Annotated in this window: 17 protein-coding genes; 11 read left to right on the forward strand and 6 right to left on the reverse strand. The window is 44.5% G+C overall.

Annotated features, from left to right (window positions below):
- Positions 1–3: 3 nt before the first annotated feature.
- From DWY79_RS05095 to DWY79_RS05125, 7 genes are all read left to right on the forward strand, one after another.
- Positions 4–1,779, forward strand: coding sequence for a DUF6057 family protein (locus DWY79_RS05095; protein WP_121773457.1), 1,776 nt, complete (start codon positions 4–6; stop codon positions 1,777–1,779).
- Complete coding sequence (locus DWY79_RS05100; protein WP_122368952.1) at positions 1,776–3,245, forward strand: PD40 domain-containing protein; 1,470 nt, start codon at positions 1,776–1,778, stop codon at positions 3,243–3,245. Before DWY79_RS05095 ends, DWY79_RS05100 begins: the two co-directional genes overlap by 4 nt.
- 63 nt (positions 3,246–3,308) lie before the next feature.
- Positions 3,309–4,235, forward strand: a complete 927-nt coding sequence (locus tag DWY79_RS05105; protein ID WP_122297540.1) for a Mur ligase family protein — start codon at positions 3,309–3,311, stop codon at positions 4,233–4,235.
- Positions 4,232–4,780 (forward strand): DUF4924 family protein, encoded by a 549-nt coding sequence (locus DWY79_RS05110; protein WP_122368953.1) that lies wholly within the window; start codon positions 4,232–4,234, stop codon positions 4,778–4,780. The genes DWY79_RS05105 and DWY79_RS05110 overlap by 4 nt, the downstream gene beginning before the upstream one ends.
- A 14-nt stretch (positions 4,781–4,794) precedes the next feature.
- Complete coding sequence (gene rfbD, locus DWY79_RS05115) at positions 4,795–5,658, forward strand: dTDP-4-dehydrorhamnose reductase (RefSeq protein WP_005866936.1); 864 nt, start codon at positions 4,795–4,797, stop codon at positions 5,656–5,658.
- Between the two features lie 29 nt (positions 5,659–5,687).
- Positions 5,688–7,268: a peptide chain release factor 3 gene (locus DWY79_RS05120; RefSeq protein ID WP_122368954.1), complete on the forward strand. Its 1,581-nt coding sequence runs from the start codon at positions 5,688–5,690 to the stop codon at positions 7,266–7,268.
- A 1-nt stretch (position 7,269) separates the two neighbouring features.
- On the forward strand, positions 7,270–8,277 hold the full coding sequence (locus tag DWY79_RS05125) for an FAD:protein FMN transferase (RefSeq protein ID WP_122368955.1): 1,008 nt from the start codon (positions 7,270–7,272) through the stop codon (positions 8,275–8,277).
- Between the two features lie 131 nt (positions 8,278–8,408).
- On the opposite strand, the gene DWY79_RS05130 is transcribed toward DWY79_RS05125, so the two are convergent.
- From DWY79_RS05130 to DWY79_RS05150, 5 genes are all read right to left on the reverse strand, one after another.
- A complete protein-coding gene (locus tag DWY79_RS05130) occupies positions 8,409–9,101 on the reverse strand; it encodes a YjjG family noncanonical pyrimidine nucleotidase (protein ID WP_008773844.1) in 693 nt (230 codons plus the stop codon).
- Positions 9,101–9,973 carry a hypothetical protein gene (locus DWY79_RS05135; protein WP_005861330.1) on the reverse strand — a complete coding sequence of 291 codons (873 nt, stop codon included), beginning with the start codon at positions 9,971–9,973 and terminating at the stop codon, positions 9,101–9,103. The genes DWY79_RS05130 and DWY79_RS05135 overlap by 1 nt, the downstream gene beginning before the upstream one ends.
- Before the next feature lie 19 nt (positions 9,974–9,992).
- Positions 9,993–10,697, reverse strand: coding sequence for a 16S rRNA (cytidine(1402)-2'-O)-methyltransferase (rsmI, locus tag DWY79_RS05140; RefSeq protein WP_005861332.1), 705 nt, complete (start codon positions 10,695–10,697; stop codon positions 9,993–9,995).
- A gap of 9 nt (positions 10,698–10,706) precedes the next feature.
- Positions 10,707–11,402: a hypothetical protein gene (locus DWY79_RS05145; protein ID WP_122368956.1), complete on the reverse strand. Its 696-nt coding sequence runs from the start codon at positions 11,400–11,402 to the stop codon at positions 10,707–10,709.
- A gap of 109 nt (positions 11,403–11,511) precedes the next feature.
- Positions 11,512–12,927 carry an ATP-dependent RecD-like DNA helicase gene (locus DWY79_RS05150; protein ID WP_122368957.1) on the reverse strand — a complete coding sequence of 472 codons (1,416 nt, stop codon included), beginning with the start codon at positions 12,925–12,927 and terminating at the stop codon, positions 11,512–11,514.
- 93 nt (positions 12,928–13,020) lie between these two features.
- Between DWY79_RS05150 and DWY79_RS05155 the strand changes: the two genes are divergently transcribed.
- The 3 genes from DWY79_RS05155 to DWY79_RS05165 are packed head-to-tail and all read left to right on the forward strand — an operon-like array spanning position 13,021 to position 15,041.
- Positions 13,021–13,656 carry a hypothetical protein gene (locus DWY79_RS05155; RefSeq protein WP_005861338.1) on the forward strand — a complete coding sequence of 212 codons (636 nt, stop codon included), beginning with the start codon at positions 13,021–13,023 and terminating at the stop codon, positions 13,654–13,656.
- 12 nt (positions 13,657–13,668) lie between these two features.
- Positions 13,669–14,493, forward strand: coding sequence for a DUF3822 family protein (locus tag DWY79_RS05160; RefSeq protein ID WP_009018318.1), 825 nt, complete (start codon positions 13,669–13,671; stop codon positions 14,491–14,493).
- Positions 14,484–15,041: an RsmD family RNA methyltransferase gene (locus DWY79_RS05165; RefSeq protein WP_005861342.1), complete on the forward strand. Its 558-nt coding sequence runs from the start codon at positions 14,484–14,486 to the stop codon at positions 15,039–15,041. Before DWY79_RS05160 ends, DWY79_RS05165 begins: the two co-directional genes overlap by 10 nt.
- On the opposite strand, the gene cls is transcribed toward DWY79_RS05165, so the two are convergent.
- Positions 15,013–16,449, reverse strand: a complete 1,437-nt coding sequence (gene cls, locus DWY79_RS05170; protein ID WP_005866953.1) for a cardiolipin synthase — start codon at positions 16,447–16,449, stop codon at positions 15,013–15,015. The genes DWY79_RS05165 and cls overlap by 29 nt on opposite strands.
- Before the next feature lie 597 nt (positions 16,450–17,046).
- Between cls and DWY79_RS05175 the strand changes: the two genes are divergently transcribed.
- Positions 17,047–18,297 (forward strand): hypothetical protein, encoded by a 1,251-nt coding sequence (locus DWY79_RS05175; RefSeq protein ID WP_034527693.1) that lies wholly within the window; start codon positions 17,047–17,049, stop codon positions 18,295–18,297.
- Position 18,298 lies beyond the last annotated feature (1 nt).

An 18,298-nucleotide genomic window follows, 5' to 3' on the forward strand; every position in this document is an offset into this window, starting at 1 on the left:
TATATGAACTGGAAACAAACGCTTTTCTGGTCTTTTTCGACAGCTGCTATTTTTTATTATTTCCTGCTTTTTGGCGTGTTTGTGTTTGTCGGTCAGGAGGAGATGCAATTGTTTATACCTGAGTGGTGGTATATCCGGGAGTTCCTTTTTCAGCCGGGAGGATTTTGCGCTGTCGCCGGGCAATGGATCATTCAATACTACCGGCAGCCTATGTCGGCGGTGGTTCTCCATACGGTTTTACTCGTTGGTTGCGGGTTTATGGTCTATAGGATCTTGCGTTGTTTTTCTGACAAGACCTACCTGCTGTTCCTTTCTTTATTGCCGGTCCTGTATCTGGTTAAGATGAGTATTCATGGGGAGTATTTGGTGGACGGGACGGTTGGCGTGGTTTTGATGCTTTTAGCTTTGTCGGTCTCGCTAAAGGTGCGGAGGGCGGGTTCTATTGCCGGATACGGAATTGCCTCTACACTTTTTTTATGTGGGCTGACCGGGCTTCTATCTGTCTGTTACGCTTTCTTATATACGCTGTTAGCCTTACTCCGCTACAAAACGTCGCGGCAAAGATTGGCCGCCGCTGCCTGCTTGATCCCAGCGCTTTTTATCTATTTGTTTAGCGGATGGTTAGGGATTCCTGTACCTTTGTCTGATGGATGGATGCCGGAAGCCTATCTGGAGATACAGCGATTACCTCATTATTATATGTATCGTGTATGGACTTTCTTTACCCTTTCGATTGTCGGTGTTGCTTTATTCGCTCGCTTTGTTCCGGTGATTGGCGAGAAGAGTAAATGGATGGATCGGGTAGCCCTTGTTGTTTGTCTGATCACGGCGCTGGTATCCATCCGGTTTTGCCTGCCGGAACCTTGGCATGCGCAACGCATGATGCTTGACGAGCTCTCTTTCTTAGCCCGGGAGAGGCAATGGGACGCTATTATTGATAAGTACCGGGGAAAGCAGATCTATAATTATGTTAGCTTAAACTATTTGAATATGTCGTTGGCCCATAAGGGAGAATTGGCCGACCGGATGTTTACTTTCGATCAGAAAGGAACGAAAAGCTTATGTGCCGATTGGAATCAGACCTTTTACATGGATCGTTTATTGAGCGATGTTCATTTTCTTGTTGGCGATGTCTCTTTGTCTGAAAGCTTTGCGATGGACGGATTTACGCAAGCCAAACGTAAAGGGAGTGCCCGCATGATGCAACGTTTCGTGCAAGTTTGTCTGATTAGGGGTGAGGTGGCGCTGGCCAAGAAATATTTGGACTTGCTTGCCGCTATGCCATTCTATAAAGATTGGGCTTGCCGTTATGCTACCTATCTGGTACATCCGGAATTAAAGGATAAAGATCCGGAGTTGAGTGACAAATATATGCCTGTTGAGAAAAGAGATCGACTGAGTTTGTCCGTACCTGTCGATTCCTTATGGAGTGGATACAATCTTCCGGATCATCGGATCGGTTGGGAATACCGGGGATGTTATTATTTGTTGGGTAAGAAGCTGGATGCATTTGGCCGGTTCTTGGAAGAGACACCTTTCATGAAGGGGGAACCGATACCCCGGCATTTCCAAGAAGCCGGATTGTTGTTGGCGGACAAAGACAGTATATCGCTTTCCTCCTATTCCATACAGCCGGAGATCGTAGATCGATACCGGGAATTCAAGCAGGTTTTGGGACGATCTGCCAACCAAGTGGATGTGTCCTCGATGTATCGACAATTTGGAGATACCTATTGGTATTATTACTATTTCAAGATCTTTAAAGGAGAAGAACAATGAAGCGATTATCTATCTGTTGGATTATAGGTTGTCTTTTGGGACTTGTGGCTTGTAGACCGGAAGTTCCTGCGCAAGCGGAACAAGGAGAAACTGACGTGTTTCCGGATTACAGGGAAGTTACTGTACCGGTCAATATGGCCCCTCCCAATTTCAAGTTGGTTGATCAACAGCTACAGGGGATAATTCGGTTGAAAACTATGAATGGGGAGTTGATAATCGCAGCCGATCATGGTGCTTTCAACCTGCCGGAAACGGATTGGAAGGTCTTATCGCAGGACGCACAAGGAAAACAAATAGATGTGACGGTTTATTTTCGAGAACCTCAAAGTGATTGGAAACAAATGAGTTTCCCTATCTATGTGTCAAGAGATTCCGTTGACGCTTATTTGGTGTATCGCCGTATTTTTCCCGGATATCGGATGTGGAACGAGATGGGGATTTATCAACGATGTGTTGAAAACTATGTTGAAAAGTCTATTCTTGATAACCAATCGACAAATAATAGTTGTATGAACTGCCATGCCTTTTGTGAGCGACAAGGGGAACAAATGCTTTTTCATCAGCGGGGTTCTCATAATGGGACTTACTTGATTGATCATCGGCAGGTAAAGACGATTGCGTTGGAACGGGACGGTAAGCCGGCTTCGTTCGTTTATCCGTATTGGCATCCATCCGGCCGGTATGTCGCTTTTTCTACCAATGAGACCCACCAAGACTTCCATCTTTCCGATGAGAATCGGATTGAGGTATATGACGTGGAATCGGACGTGCTGATCTATGACACGGAGAAGGAGAGGGTATTCAGTTCGCCATTATTGGCTTCCATGGCGTGTTATGAGACTTTTCCCACTTTTACTCCGGATGGTAACTATCTGCTGTTCTGTTCGGCGGATTCTGTCTGTATGCCGGAAAATTATCGGGATGTCCGGTATAACCTGCTACGAGTCGCTTTTGATCCGGAAGACGGTTCGATTGGAACCCAAGTGGATACCTTATATAATGCGAGGGAAGCGGGCCGGAGTGTTAAGTTCCCGAGAGTCTCCCCGGATGGGAAGCGGCTACTTTATACGGTGTCCGATTATGGCAATTTCTCTATTTGGCATAAGGATGCGGATTTGTATATGCTGGATCTGTCTACCGGGGCAATCGATTCTTTGCCGGAAGTGAATAGCCCGGATGTAGAGAGCTATCATTCTTGGAGCGGCAATAGTCGTTGGTTTGTCTTTTCCAGCCGCCGGAACGATGGGCTTTTCACACGCCCGTATTTGGTACATGTGAATGAGCGGGGGCAGTGCGGTAAACCTTTCTTGTTACCGCAAGCATCTCCGGATTATTATGAATGCTCCCTGTTCTCGTTTAATGTTCCGGAATTTATACATACTCCGGTTATAATCTCGAAGGAAAGGCTGGTCGAGGCTTCACGAAAAGAAGACACTACGACCATTAAACATATCGAGGGCATCTAATTTTTCACTTCTTTGTGCCGAAGGTATTTATAAAAGTCGTACTTTTGCGCTAAAATCAAAACGATGCGAAAAGTTCATTTGATCTCCGTAACCGAACCTTTGGTTTTAGATCTAGCCCTAGCACTTCGAGAAAAAGGATATGAGGTAAGCGCTTCCGGTTGTGGTCTGACTGAAGAGATGATAGGAAGACTTCATAACGCAGGCTGTACCTGTTATGGGGATGGGTGGTTTCCGGAGAAATTAATAAAAGATATTCACTCGGTGGTTTTGGGTGCTAAAGTAAAGCAAGATAACCCGGAATTATTGCGTGCGAAGGAATTGGGGGTGTTAATCCAATCCATTCCGGAATTTATATTTCAACGGACTCGGTCGAAAACTCGGGTTGTTGTGGCGGGTAGTCGTGGAAAGAAGACAATTATTTCCATGATGGTCTGTGCGTTGCGCCGGCAAAAGTTGGCGTTCGACTATGCGTTGACTAGCAAGGTGGACTCGCTTCCGAATCGGGTACATTTGAGTTATGAGGCACGTATCGCTTTGATCGAAGGAGATGAGCATATCACCTCTGCCTTGGACAAGCGTTTCCAATTGGAATTCTATCGTCCGCATATCGCCATCCTGACGAATTTATCTTGGTCTACCGAGACGGATCATGCGACTCCAGAGGCCTATTTATCCACTTATCAATCTTTCTCCGTTTCTATTGAGCGGGAAGGGAAATTGATTTATTTTGGAGGTGATGATACTGTCAGTCAGTTGGCAGGGGACGTCCGGAGCGATATCACCGCTATCCCTTTTGAGGAACATCCGGTCGTGGAGAAAGACGGGCAGACTTTTTTGCATACTCGCTACGGAGACTATCCGGTACGGATTCCCAATCGCTATTTCTTGATCAATCTGAATGCGGCACGTTTGGCTTGCCGGCAGTTAGGCGTTAAAGACGCGGATTTTTATCAAGCGTTATCGGAATATAGTTTATCTTTGCCGATATGATAATAGCTAGACAAAAAAGAAAAGAGAATATCGCTGAATATCTGCTTTATATGTGGCAGGTTGAGGACTTGATCCGGGCGAATAAGTTCGATATGGATTCGATCAACCGCACGGTGATCGCCTATTACGACCAGCCCGAGGAGGTGAAGAAGGAAATCGCTCAATGGTACGAGGAATTGATCGAGATGATGCGTAGCGAAGGGGTGATGGAGAAAGGTCATATCCAATTGAACAAGAATGTGATTATTACTTTGACCGATTTGCATCTTCGTCTTTTGAAATCTCCGAAAGAGATGGTTTATAGCGCGGCTTATTATAAGACGCTTCCTTATATCGTACAGCTCCGGGCTAAATCGGGTGGAGAGGATCTGCCGGAGTTGGAAACTTGTTTCGCCGCCGTATATGGCTATCTGCTTTTGCGTATGCAAGGGAAAGAGGTGAGTGCGGAGACGTTAGAGGGTATTAAACAAATCAGCTCCTTCTTGGCGTTGCTCGCCGAGAAATATCGGGAAGATATGAAAGGGGAACTTAAACTAGAGGATTAATAATAGATATAGACATGAAGACAGTTTTGGTAACCGGAGCGAACGGTCAATTGGGAAGTTCTATCCACGCTCGTATCAGCCAGTATCCCGGCTATAATTTTCTTTTTACGGATATAGATACGTTGGATATTTGCGACAAGGAGGCCGTCCGGAAATATGTCTTGGAAAATGATGTTCAATATGTCATGAATTGCGCCGCTTATACGGCGGTGGATAAAGCGGAGGAGCATGAGGATTTGTGTATGCGCATCAACCGGGATGCGGTACGGAACTTAGGTGAGGCCGCTCATGCCGTAGGTGCGAAGGTGATTCATGTATCTACCGATTATGTGTTCGATGGAACGAGTTGCCGTCCTTATCTGGAAAGCGATGCGACTTGTCCTGTTTCCGTATATGGACGTACGAAACTGGCGGGAGAGCAGGCCTTGATGGAGGTGTGTCCGGATTCCGTGATTATCCGTACGGCTTGGTTGTATTCCGAGTATGGAAACAATTTTATGAAGACGGTATTGCGTTTGGGAAAGGAGCGGGATGAGTTGCGTTTCATATTCGACCAAGTGGGTACGCCTACTTATGCCGGAGATTTAGCGGTCGCTATGCTTACCGTGCTGGAACGTGCCGAGGCGGGTAAATTTATACCGGGTATCTATCATTTCTCGGACGAGGGGGTGTGTAGCTGGTATGATTTTACGGTAAAGATCTTGCAAATAGCAGGTATGAATAACCGGGTGATACCCATAGAGACCAAGGATTATCCGACACCGGCCAGCCGCCCGCATTATAGCGTATTGAATAAAGGTAAGATAAAAAGCTCGTACGGACTGACGATTCCCCATTGGGAGACTAGCTTGGCCTACTGCATGAATAACAAAGTGTAACTGATAACAATATATACATATAAAATAGAATGAGCCAGTATTCAGAAGAGATTGAAAAAAGAAGAACGTTTGCCATAATCAGCCACCCGGATGCCGGTAAGACTACGCTTACCGAGAAATTATTGTTATTTGGTGGCGCTATCCATGTAGCGGGAGCGGTGAAGTCTAATAAAATCAAGAAGACTGCCACGTCCGACTGGATGGAGATTGAGAAGCAACGCGGTATCTCCGTAGCTACCTCCGTAATGGCTTTTGATTATTCCGATCATAAGATTAATATCTTGGATACACCGGGCCACCAAGATTTCGCCGAGGATACGTTCCGTACCTTGACGGCGGTGGATAGCGTTATTATCGTAATCGATATCGCCAAGGGAGTAGAGGCGCAGACTCGTAAGTTGATGGAGGTTTGCCGTATGCGTAAGACTCCGGTGATCGTTTTTGTCAACAAGATGGACCGTGATGGTAAAGATCCTTTTGATTTGCTGGATGAGATAGAAGAAGAATTACAGATAAAGGTACGCCCATTGAGCTGGCCGATCGATATGGGACAACGTTTCCGGGGCGTATACAATATTTTCGAGCAGAAACTGAACCTATATACCCCGAGTAAGCAATATGTGACGGAGAATGTGGAATTCAAGGATATCACTAGTCCGGATCTCGAGACTTATATTGATCCTACGCAAGCCGCGAAGCTTCGTGAGGATATAGAGTTGATAGAGGGGGTTTATCCCGAATTTGATGTGAATACGTATTTGGATGGGGATATCGCTCCGGTATTCTTTGGTTCCGCTCTGAATAACTTCGGTGTGAAAGAGCTATTGGATTGCTTTATCCGTATCGCTCCCTCGCCACGTCCGATCCATGCGGTAGAGCGTGTGGTAGACCCGAATGAGGATAATTTCACCGGCTTCATTTTCAAGATCCATGCGAATATGGACCCGAACCATCGCAGTTGTATCGCTTTTGTGAAGATTTGTTCCGGTCGTTTTGAGCGTAACGCGAACTATAAGCATGTACGCTTCGGTAAGATGATGCGTTTCAGTAGTCCGACGGCTTTCATGGCTCAGAAGAAAGAAGTGGTGGATGAGGCGTTCGCGGGTGATATTATCGGTTTGCCGGATACCGGGAATTTTAAGATAGGGGATACGTTGACTTCCGGAGAGGAATTGCATTTCAAGGGATTGCCGAGCTTCTCTCCCGAAATGTTCAAATATATAGAGAACGCCGATCCGATGAAGGCAAAGCAATTGAACAAAGGTATCGAGCAATTGATGGACGAGGGTGTCGCCCAGTTGTTTACCAATCAATTCAATGGCCGGAAGATTATCGGTACAGTGGGACAATTGCAGTTTGAGGTTATTCAATACCGCCTGTTGCATGAGTATGCCGCTCAATGTAAATGGGAGCCGATCAGCCTATATAAGGCTTGTTGGATCGAGAGTGATAACCAACAGGCATTGGAGAATTTCAAGAAACGTAAGGCGCAATATATGGCGTTGGATAAGGAAGGCCGTGATGTTTATTTAGCGGATTCCAGCTATGTATTGATGATGGCCCAACAGGATTTTCCGGATATTAAGTTCCATTTTACATCAGAGTTCTAATATGAAAAGTCAATTCTCCATTCTTTGTTTACTTGTTAATATCTTGTTGATAAGTTGTGAACAGGCTCCCCAATACTATGAGGTATCCGGAAGGCTTCATACACCTTATCATATTAAGTTTGAGCATACTAAACCATTGGATAAGGAGATTGACGAGCAGTTGAAATATTTCTACCACCTGTTTAATGCTTTTGATTCTACTTCGGTAATCAGTCAGGTAAACCAGAACCGTGACATACGGGTAGATACGCTCTTCCAAAAAGTCTTTAAGAAGGCACTGGAAGTATCTGCCGAGACAAATGGGGCCTACGACGTGACTTGCGCCCCGTTGATCAACCTTTGGGGGTTTGGCTTCAGCCGGAAGGATAGCGTAACCCCTGCTCATATCGACAGTGTCCGTCAGTTTATCGGTTTTCAGAAAGTTCGTTTAGAAGGGGATCGCATCGTGAAGGACGATCCTCGCTTGATGATGAACTTTTCTTCTTTGGCGGATGGAACGGTTTGCGATATGATAGCCCAAATGCTGGAGAAGAAAGGGGTCCGTAATTATTTGGTGGAGTTTGGTGGCGAGATGCGTGTGAAAGGCGTGAATCCCTCGGGCATGGATTGGCGCTTAGGGATCACGAAGCCTACGGATGACGCTGCCGGCATGAATCAAGAACTCGAGCAGATCGTTAGCTTCCCTAAACCGTTAGGAATGGCTACATCAGGTAATTACCGTAATTTTTATATAAAGGATGGACGTAAATACGCCCATACGATCGACCCTCGTGAAGGTTGCCCTGTACAGCGGGATATCCTTAGCGCTACGATCGTCGCTCCGGATGCCATGACCGCTGATGCGTATGCTACCGCATTTATGGTCTTAGGCTCGGAGGAGGCTAAATCCTTATGCGCTAAAGTGCCCGGCCTTGACTATTTTATTATTTGTTCCGATTCGATAGGAGGCGGGTATCATCCGGAATACTCTGAGGGCTTTCGCCGATATCTGGTGACTGCCGATAAGTAATCGATTTATTTATAAGCTGTTAAGATGTTGTTCTTAGAATAGGCATTGTAAGATCTTTATGATGCCCATTCTAAGGAGCTTATAATGCCCATCGTAAGCATGCTATAATGGGCATTGTAAGAAAGGTCTGTTTATAGGATGGATTTGATCTCTTCCAGAGAGCGGACTGTATGGGTCGGGTTGAATCCATCGGCAGGTAATCCTTCCGGATTCAACCATATCTGGTCGATCTTGGATTGGTAAGCCCCAATGATATCAGCTTCCCAGCTATCCCCGATCATTAAGCTCTCGGACCGGCGTGAGTTCGTGTTCTTTAAGGCGAAGTCGAAAATACCTTTATGGGGTTTTTGTATATTAGCGTCCTCGGACAGGATCATCCGTTCGAAATAAGGAGCCAAGCCAGCGTTGCTAAGTTTCTTGAATTGTACCTCACGGAATCCATTGGATAAAATAAATAACCGATAGGAAGGGCGGAGATATTCCAGTAATTCAATGGCTCCGGGCACTAATCGGGTTTTGGTGGTCGTGCGTTGCAAGAAATCATTATTTACCGATAAGACGGTTTTCTTATCCTCTATTCCTAACGGACGAAGTACATAGAGAAATCGATCCAAGATTAAGGTTTGCCGGTCTATTTCCCCCGAACGGTACTTGGCCCATAAGTCTAGATTATGAGGCATATAAATATCAAAGAAAGCCTCGAAGGAGGCATAATACCGATTAAAGTGGTAATCGGTATATAGCTCTTCAAGGCATTCTTTATTGTTATGGTACGTATCCCAAAGGGTATCGTCCAAATCGATAAATATACTTTTATAAATCATTATCCAACTTCGATCACTAAATACTTGCCTAGGCTCCAGAAAGCCTTCTCGTCATTTATTTTCAAGGTCAAGTTTCCGTCTTCATCCTCTACGAACTCATAAGATCCTTCCGGATGATTGGATTTTAGTTTAGCCTTGCTTGCGAACAAAGGAATTTCTTTTACCTCACGGATATCGATAGAGATGAAATAATCCTTGTTGAAACCACTCTGCAATACTTTAGATTTAGAGAACAGGCCACCACCGGATAAGATCTTCTGTTCCTTCAATTCCTTGGAAGTACCGAAACAGTAGTAAGCCGTATGAAGGGCTTTATCTTGAGCGTTCAATTTCTCGGATTGAGCGGCTGCGGTAGTAGCCAGACTTTCCACATCCTCATTCAAGGAACTTACCATCTCGTCCAATTCTTGGATACGTACGTTCTTCTTTGCCAAATCCTCTTGCAAAGCGACAATCATCGTTGCCTTTTGATCCAGCTCGGAGGAAAGACGATCGATCGTCTTTCGTAATGCGGAAGATTGAATACCGCTTTTCTTCAATTTCTCCTCCAACTGGCTGATTTGCTCCTTGTTCTTCTTCAAGGTCTCGCTGATCAATTGCATGTTCTGCTTGATTTGATCTCTGCGTGACTGATTTAGCTCACCGCCGGTTTGTTGTTGGATTGTCAAATAATTCTCGGCATCACGTATAGATTGAAAATCAGATTCAATATCATTTAGGGTGGAGAGCATATCATTAAGCTCATCCGTGTTCTTCGTATTCTCGATACGTAGAGAATCGTTCTCAGCCTTTAGTTTCTTGTAATCCGCTGAATTTTGGCCACAAGAGGCCAGCATGGCTGTGCAGACACATACTAATAATACTTTCTTCATGTTCTTTTTGCTTGTTAAGTTAAACATCTTTTTCTGTCTCTTTGTCCTTTTTATCTTTTAAGCCTGCTAATACAATAACAATCTCACCCCTTGGTTCGTTCACGGTAAAATGCTGAATTACTTCTTCTAAGGAGCCTCGTACGGTTTCCTCGTGTAATTTGGAGATTTCCCGGGATACTGATACTTGGCGGTCCGTACCGAAAAACTCGGCGAATTGCGTCAAGGTCTTGAGCAGACGGAAAGGTGATTCATAAAAAATAATAGTCCGGTATTCCAAAGCCAATTCTTTTAGCCGGGTCTGCCTTCCTTTCTTTTGAGGGAGAAACCCCTCGAAACAGAACTTCTCATTGGGTAATCCGGACGCTACCAAGGCGGGCACGAAAGCCGTAGCTCCGGGCAGGCACTCTACGTCTACCCCTTGGCGAACACATTCCCTCACCAACATGAATCCCGGATCGGAGATGGCCGGCGTACCGGCATCGGAAACAAGGGCGATATTTTCGCCTCCCTTGATACGGGCCGCGATTTGCTCCACCGTCTTATGCTCGTTGAACTTGTGGTGGGACTGCATCTTGTTCTGTATCTCGAAATGTTTCAGCAAGATGCCGGTCGTACGGGTATCCTCCGCTAAAATAAGATCTGCTTCTTTTAGCACACGGATCGCCCGGAATGTCATATCTTCCAAGTTACCAACAGGGGTTGGGACTACAGTCAATTTTGCCATATCGTATATTTATGAGAAGCGTTTTTCCAATAGCTTGATGAAATCGGCTACGGAAGCGTCTTCTATATTCCAGTTCAACACCTTGTTCAGATAAGTGACCGATTCCTCGTACGAGCTAAGATCGTTCAGGTCTGAGATCGCCTTATTCATTTTCTCCTCATTTCCTCCGAATAATTCCCTTCTGAAGCGGAAACGATCATTTAAACTGAATGCCTTACGGAAATCAGAAAGATTCTTTTTCTCCAATATATCATTCAGTGAAATACTGGATTTATCCGCTAATATAGTTTTATGTGGAATCTCTATCTCTTTCAAGGGGATTGTCTCTTGTACGATCTTTTCTTCTGGGATCACTTTTTCGACAATTGGTTCTACTACGATAGGTTCCTCAACGACCGGTTCTTGTACCTGTACGACCTTGATCGTAGGGGATACTTCCGGAGCCGGTTGCACCTCCGGCATCTGTAAAGGTTTACTTACGGGAATAGAATCGATAAGTCGTTGATGTTCCTCCATTTGTTTACGCAAAGCCTCTAACTGAAACTCCTCCAGCGTATGAAGCTCCTTCAATACCTTGTGGGTCAACTGGAAGGTCTGGTTGAAGAAAGAGGCGGGATAAATTTCCGCGTCCCTCATTCCGGCTACCAACTTCTCCAGCTCCCTGATATCGATCAATAGATAATCTATTTTTTCCTTGTTTGCCATTTCTATATGTTTTTCAGATGCTATAAATCATCCGGACATACGTATGTTTTGCAACAAAAATAAGTATTTCTTGTCAATGTTGCCAGTTTCGATCTTAAAATATTGTAAATCATTCGACGAACTCGTCCGGTAAATTCACCAGATATAGGTGATGGGTCGCCCGGGTAAAAGCCGTGTAGAGCCACCTATAGAAATCCTCACCAAGCATTTCCTCCGTGATGTAACCGATATCGAGAAAGACGTTCAGCCATTGGCCGCCTTGGGCTTTATGGCAGGTTACCGCATAAGCGTATTTTACTTGGACGACGTTGTAATGAGGATCTACCTTCATCTTTTTCATTTTTCCCGCCTTGGTAGGAATGTCCTCGTAATCTTCCAATATGGTGTAAAAGAGCTTGTCGTTTAGCTCCTTAGGGAGGGCGGGGGAGTCGGTCTGTAAAGTATCCAATAGGATTTTCAAATCGATTTCCAGATCATAATCTTGAAAACGAGCCGTGATGTCGGCAAAGCGGAAGCCATACATCTCCGTGACACGGCGTACCCGCATGACTTGAATGATCTCTCCGTTCGCTATAAAGTCCATCTCCTTGCAATTCGCTGTCCAATAATAATTGTTCTTCGCTACCATTAAACGATCGCCGGACGATAGCTCTTCTTCCCTGTATAGGATACGGTTACGTATGCCGTTATTATAAATCGTGGCTCGTTTATTCGAGCGGGAGATAATCATTGTCTCTTCCATCCCGTCGCGGCTATAGGCGGAAGATATTTCCTCAATTAGCTCATCTCCATTGACTTTCGTGAAATCGGAGAAGCCTTTTAATTGTAATTTCGGAAAGATCTCGACCGTGTGGTTTCGTAGTGCGTCTCGTAGCCGGGTTGCGTTGAACAGGATTCCCGAGTCCTCGCTTTGGCGTACGACTTGAGTTAACGCTATCTCCCAAACCTGTAGGTTGTAACCCCGTAATATCTCAGGATTCAAGGCGGGACTCTCCGTTTGCATTACCGGAGGAAGCTGTGCGACATCTCCCATTAGGATAAGACGGCAGTTTTCCCCGGAATAGACATACTGGATTAAATCGTCCAACAGGCGTCCGGAACCAAAAACAAATGAATCCAACCCCTCGTTGGCGATCATAGAAGCCTCGTCGACGATAAAAAGTGTATCTTTATGTAAATTATCTGCCGGCATGAAGCCCGTCGGCTCATTGGAAAACGCCCGTTGACGATATATTTTTTTATGAATTGTATACGCTTTTTGGCCAGCGTAACCCGAGAAAACTTTGGCTGCTCGTCCGGTTGGAGCCAACAAAAACGTTTTTTGCTTTAGTTCGTTAAGCGTTTTCACCAAAGCCCCGACCAGAGAGGTTTTTCCGGTTCCTGCGTAGCCTTTCATCAGTAGAAGGCTGTCCGGTTCCTCAGACAAGAGAAATTCGGTAAGCGTATGAAGCGCTAAAAACTGATCATCCGTCGGTTTATAGGGGAAATTTCGTTCGATTTGCTGGCTTATGTAACTATTTATCATTTTGATCGCAATAATTTTCGCGATAAAGGTAGTGTATTAAATATTCTTTTTTAAATTTGCCGAACGAAATAAATTCAAAAAACAATACAAACCATGAAAGTTACATTAAAGATTTTATTAGCTGCCGCAGTTGTACTGCTAGTTTACATGTGCTACAAGAGCGTCACTGGTCCGATTGAGTATGATGATCAGAAGACTATTCGTGACAATGCGATCATCGCCCGTTTGATTGAAATCCGTAAGGCTCAGATCGAATACAAGAACATGTATAAGACTCATGCCGGAAGTTTCGACGATTTGGAGAAATTCTTGAATACGGATAAGTTGCCGTTCTTGATCAAGGAAGGTGTATTGACGGATGAGCAGTTGGAGAAAGGTATGACAGAAGCAGAGGCTGTTAAGAAAGGTTTAATCAGACGTGATACCATGTGGGTATTGGCGAAAGATACTTTGCTGGGTAAGAACTATGATGTAGCGGCTATGCGTTATGTTCCGGCCGTTCCGGGTGAAAAGATTACTTTCAAGATGGATACGGCTACGTTGAAATCTGGTTCGGGTTATGAGATCAAAGTATTCGCTTGTGAGGTTCCTTACAAAGAATATTTGCGTGACATGGATGCTCAGTTGACTTATAACTTGATCGACAAGGCAGAGAAACAAGGTAAGTTCCCGGGATTGCGCGTAGGTTCTTTGGAAGAAATTAATAACAACGCAGGTAACTGGGAATAATCAGCGGCTCATATGACTATCAGCATTCCTGATACGTTAACTACTGATAATTCGGAAAAGTATATAGTGTCCATCCGGCTTCGGTCGGGTGGACTTTCTTTTTCCGGGTATGATCCCTCGGCTGGAGGAAGTTTCTTTTATCGGGAAACGGAATTCGATCGGGCGGTCTCTTTCATTTCTTCCCTTAAGGAGTTTTTCTTCGCTCATGAGTTTCTTACGTGGACTTATAAACGGATTAACGTGATCTGTGTATCTCCGGAATATAGCTTGGTCCCTGATAATTATTGGGGGGACGGTAAGGAAGGGCGTTTATTGGATTTCAGCTTTTCTACACTGGAATTGCATTGCTTAACCGATACTTTAAAGGAACAACAGGCTAAGTTGGTGTTTGGTGTAGACGAGGAGGTTTACGAATTTTGCTCCCGTTCTCTTTTGCATCCTTTTTTCTCCCACTACATGACTTCTCCGCTAACGCTATGGACAAAAGAAAGTAGTGCTAGCTTACCCCGGCAAATGTATGTCGTGATAGAACGAAAGCGGATGGATGTGGCCTGCTATGCTCAAGGGAAACTCTTATTTGTGAACTCTTACCCGATCGACCAATCGGACGATATAGTATACTATATATTATATGTATGGAAACAGGCGGGATTGAACCAAGAAAAGGACCAGTTGCTTTTAGCGGGGGAATCTTCCTCGCGAATGCGGGTTCTGGAGCGATTGCGAGCCTATTTACGCCATGTTAAGCCGGTGGAGATCCCTTCGGAAGCCTATTTGTTGGGAACGGATGTAACGAAAGCCCCTATGGATTTAATATCTTTATTAATATGCGAATAATAAGCGGTATATACGGTCGTCGGCGTTTTGACGTGCCCTCTTCGTTTAGCGCACGTCCTACGACGGATTTTGCGAAAGAGAATATTTTTAACGTAGTAAATAATTTGGTGGATCTGGAAGGCATGGATGCGTTGGATCTTTTTGCCGGAACCGGAAGTATCTCTTTTGAGTTGATCTCACGAGGATGCCGGAATGTAACCGCCATAGAGAAAAATAACGCTCATGCCTCTTTTATAGCCAAGGTAGCGAAAGAGCTGAAGACGGATGCATTGGCTCTGATTCGTGGGGATGTTTTCCGTTATTTGAATTCAGCCCCTAAGCAAAGTTTCGATTTCATCTTTGCCGATCCCCCGTATGCCTTGCCGGAGTTGCCGGAAATACCCGCCTTGGTTTTCGAGCGTGATTTACTAAGGGATGGAGGGATATTCATCATGGAACATCCTAAGACCAATGACTTCTCATCTTTGCCTTATTTTTATCAGCACCGGGTGTATGGCTCCGTGAACTTTAGCATCTTCCTTAAAGAAGGGGAGAAAACAGACGCATAAATGATTCCGCCATGCGTTGCTTGAGGGGGCGCTTTAACCAGCGGGAAGGGATCAAGCGCTCACAGTGATGCATGTCGTGTGTAAAGATCCGTTTCATTTGCAGGGCGAATTCCTTTTGATATACGAAAGCGTTAATCTCGAAGTTATGCTCAAAGCTACGGAAGTCCATATTGGCGGACCCGATGCTTGTCAATGCGTCGTCGGACACGACTAGCTTGGAATGCAAGAAGCCCGGTTTGTAGAGGTATACTTTTACGCCGGCCTTTACCATCTCGTCGATAAAGGAATGACTGGCCATATTCGCTGAGCGTGTATCGGAACGCTTAGGCAGCATCAAACGAACATCCACTCCCCCTAAGGCGGCGGTTTGCAACGCTTGGTTCAATCCTTCGGTAGGCAGGAAATAAGGGGTTTGTATAAAGATATACTTCTTGGCGTTGGCGATCATGAAAATGGTCGCTTGCAACAAAGTTCTCCATTGACCTACCGGACCGCTAGTGGCGATTTGCATAATATTATCGCTATAGATTTGGGCGGCCGGATAGTAAATCCGATCGTTCAAGAGTTTTTTACTAACCACGTACCAATCGATGAGGAATACGGATTGAAGCCCGTGCACTCCTTTCCCTACAAATTTGAAATGCGTATCCCTCCATGTGCCCCAAGAGGTTCCCTTATCGTATCGGTCGGCTATATTCATGCCTCCCATAAACCCGACTTTACCGTCTATCACGATAATCTTGCGGTGGTTCCGGTAATTCACCTTACTGGTGAAAACGGGGAACGCTACCCTCAAGAACGCATATACCTCGATACCCGCTTCCTTCATTTCCTTAAAGAAGCCGTCTTTTACATTCCAGCAACCCACATCATCATAAAGTACACGTACCTTCACACCTTCTTTTACTTTCTTGATAAGGAGTTGTTGCACCTGTTTTCCTATCTCGTCATCACAGAATATATAATATTGTATATGGATATGGTGGGTCGCTTTCTGGATCTCTTCCAGCAAGTCTTTGAACTTATCGGTACCATTCGTATAAATCGTGATTTGTGTTCCGTATAGGAGGGAGGATTGGTTGGTGTTAGTCAACAAGGTCGATAAAGGTTTATAGGGGTCCGGAACTACGCAGGCGTCTTGAGGTAATTTACCCTCTTGCGGCCTTTTCATGATGCGTTTATAGGTACGCCTCGATATGATCCGTTGTTTCCGGTTATCTTGTCCAAAGAAGAAATAGAAAAGCAGTCCGATACCGGGTGCTAATAATAAGACGATTACCCAAGGAATTGTCTTTAACGGATTCCTATTCTCTGTAATGATAACTAATACCAGTCCTAATATAGTGACGCTATACAATATGATAAATATCGTACCAACGATTAACTGTATATGAATGGCTGCTAACATGAAACTCTCTCTTTGCTATAATCTGCTATAATTTGCTAAGATAAGAATGCTTTCCGAGAATAGCAAATTTCCGTATTCTTTTTGGACTGTATAGAAGGGCCAAAAAGTAAGTTAACTTAAATGGCAAAGTAAGCTAACTTAAATGCCCGAGTAAGTTAACTTACTTTGCCAACGAAGCTAGCTGACTTTGGATGCGGGGTTATGTACATCTTAAAATAATGAGGTCGTTCTCTAAATATAAAGTGTCATTTGTTGATTTTGGCGCAGGCTATTATGAGAAGTATCTATGATAACAATAAAAATATTTAGATTGAAAACGACTGTAAAAAACGATCGTTTCAATTAGTCGTTTGCAAAGGTAGGCATTTCTCCGAGACCGGCAACCTTTTCCGATTAAATTTTGTCCTGCTATATATCTTCTTCTCAACAGGATAGATTAATCAAAGTGTCACGAATATGACAAAAGAGCATCATCTTTTTACTTTCTAAAAAAATGCAAGATCTAAACGATCGTTTTCACTAGTCGTTTTTTATGTGGAAGGGTAAGAATAAGAAAAACAGTAAACCAATGATAACTTGGAATCAAACTCTAGAGATATGAATAGAAAGTCTTCTATACGAGCCATTTTACTCCGTAAGGAATGCCTTTTATTCTTTTTGCTACTATTGCCTATGTTTACAAAGGCCCAATATAATAAGGTATATGCGGATATCACCGCAAATATGCTGGTCGATATGGGTTTTGAGAATGTTGTCTGGTCGGAAGACGAGAAGGAGAGAGTGTATGTCTTGGAGAATACCCCTTGGCGTTTGCAGGGTGTGGGACTGGCCCATGCCATAGACCGCATCCAGAAAACAGGCTTGCCGGAGAAGGGCAAATCCTGCCGTATCGTCGTATTGGATAATAATATACCGCAGATCTCATTGATCTATACGGCAAATCCGGACAGCTTGAAGGCGGCTCCCGGCTCCTATGCGGCCCGTTCCGCCTGGGATGCTACTTACGATCTGGGCGATAGCTGGGATAAGGTGAAGAAAGAGTACCGTATGAATAGCTCCTTATTTAAAGTAGACGTGGTGGTTTATCCGGAGTTGTATCTGAAGAACCTCATTATCACGCAAATCTACCAAGTATTATTCAACCTCTCGCCTGCGATCGAGGTCTCTTTCTGGAATGGGATGAAGCTGACGGCGCAGATGGTGTTTCCTATATATAATGATGGATATGGAAAGCGGATGGATAAGATTCACCCGGGAACAATCGCTCTTTCTCAATCATTCCGCTTACCGATGCGTACGTTTGCGAGAGTAAGCGTAGGGTTGTTTGATTCGGATCGCTATGGTATAGATTTGAAGGCGGTACATTATTTCAAGGATGAACGTTTTTCTGTGGAAGGGCGGATTGGTTGTACCGGGACGGGGTATTGGAATGGGTTCGAATTTCATTATGGTAAGCATCAACGAATCACTTGGTCGTTGGGGGGGAGTTTCTACTGGCCAAAATACAATACGCAGATATCGTTGAAGGCGGAACAATATTTATTGCATGAGGTTGGAGGACGAATCGACTTGATTCGTCATTTCCGATATTGCTCGATTGGTTTCTATGCGATGAAGGCGCAAGGTGCTTTGAAGAATGGAGGTTTTCGCTTCCAAGTGGCTCTTCCTCCCTATAAATACAAACGTAAATATGCAAGGGTGACAACTTCCGACAATTGGGGTATGTCTTATAATGCCGGAAACGAACGGTATTATTATAAGAACTATTATGCGTTGCCGGAAGATAACATGATGAAGCAAAATCAATTCAACCCGTACTTTATAAAGTCGGAATTACTCAATTTTTAAA

Origin of the sequence: Parabacteroides sp. AF27-14 (genome assembly GCF_003635425.1) — a bacterium.
Taxonomy (GTDB): Bacteria; Bacteroidota; Bacteroidia; order Bacteroidales; family Tannerellaceae; genus Parabacteroides; species Parabacteroides distasonis.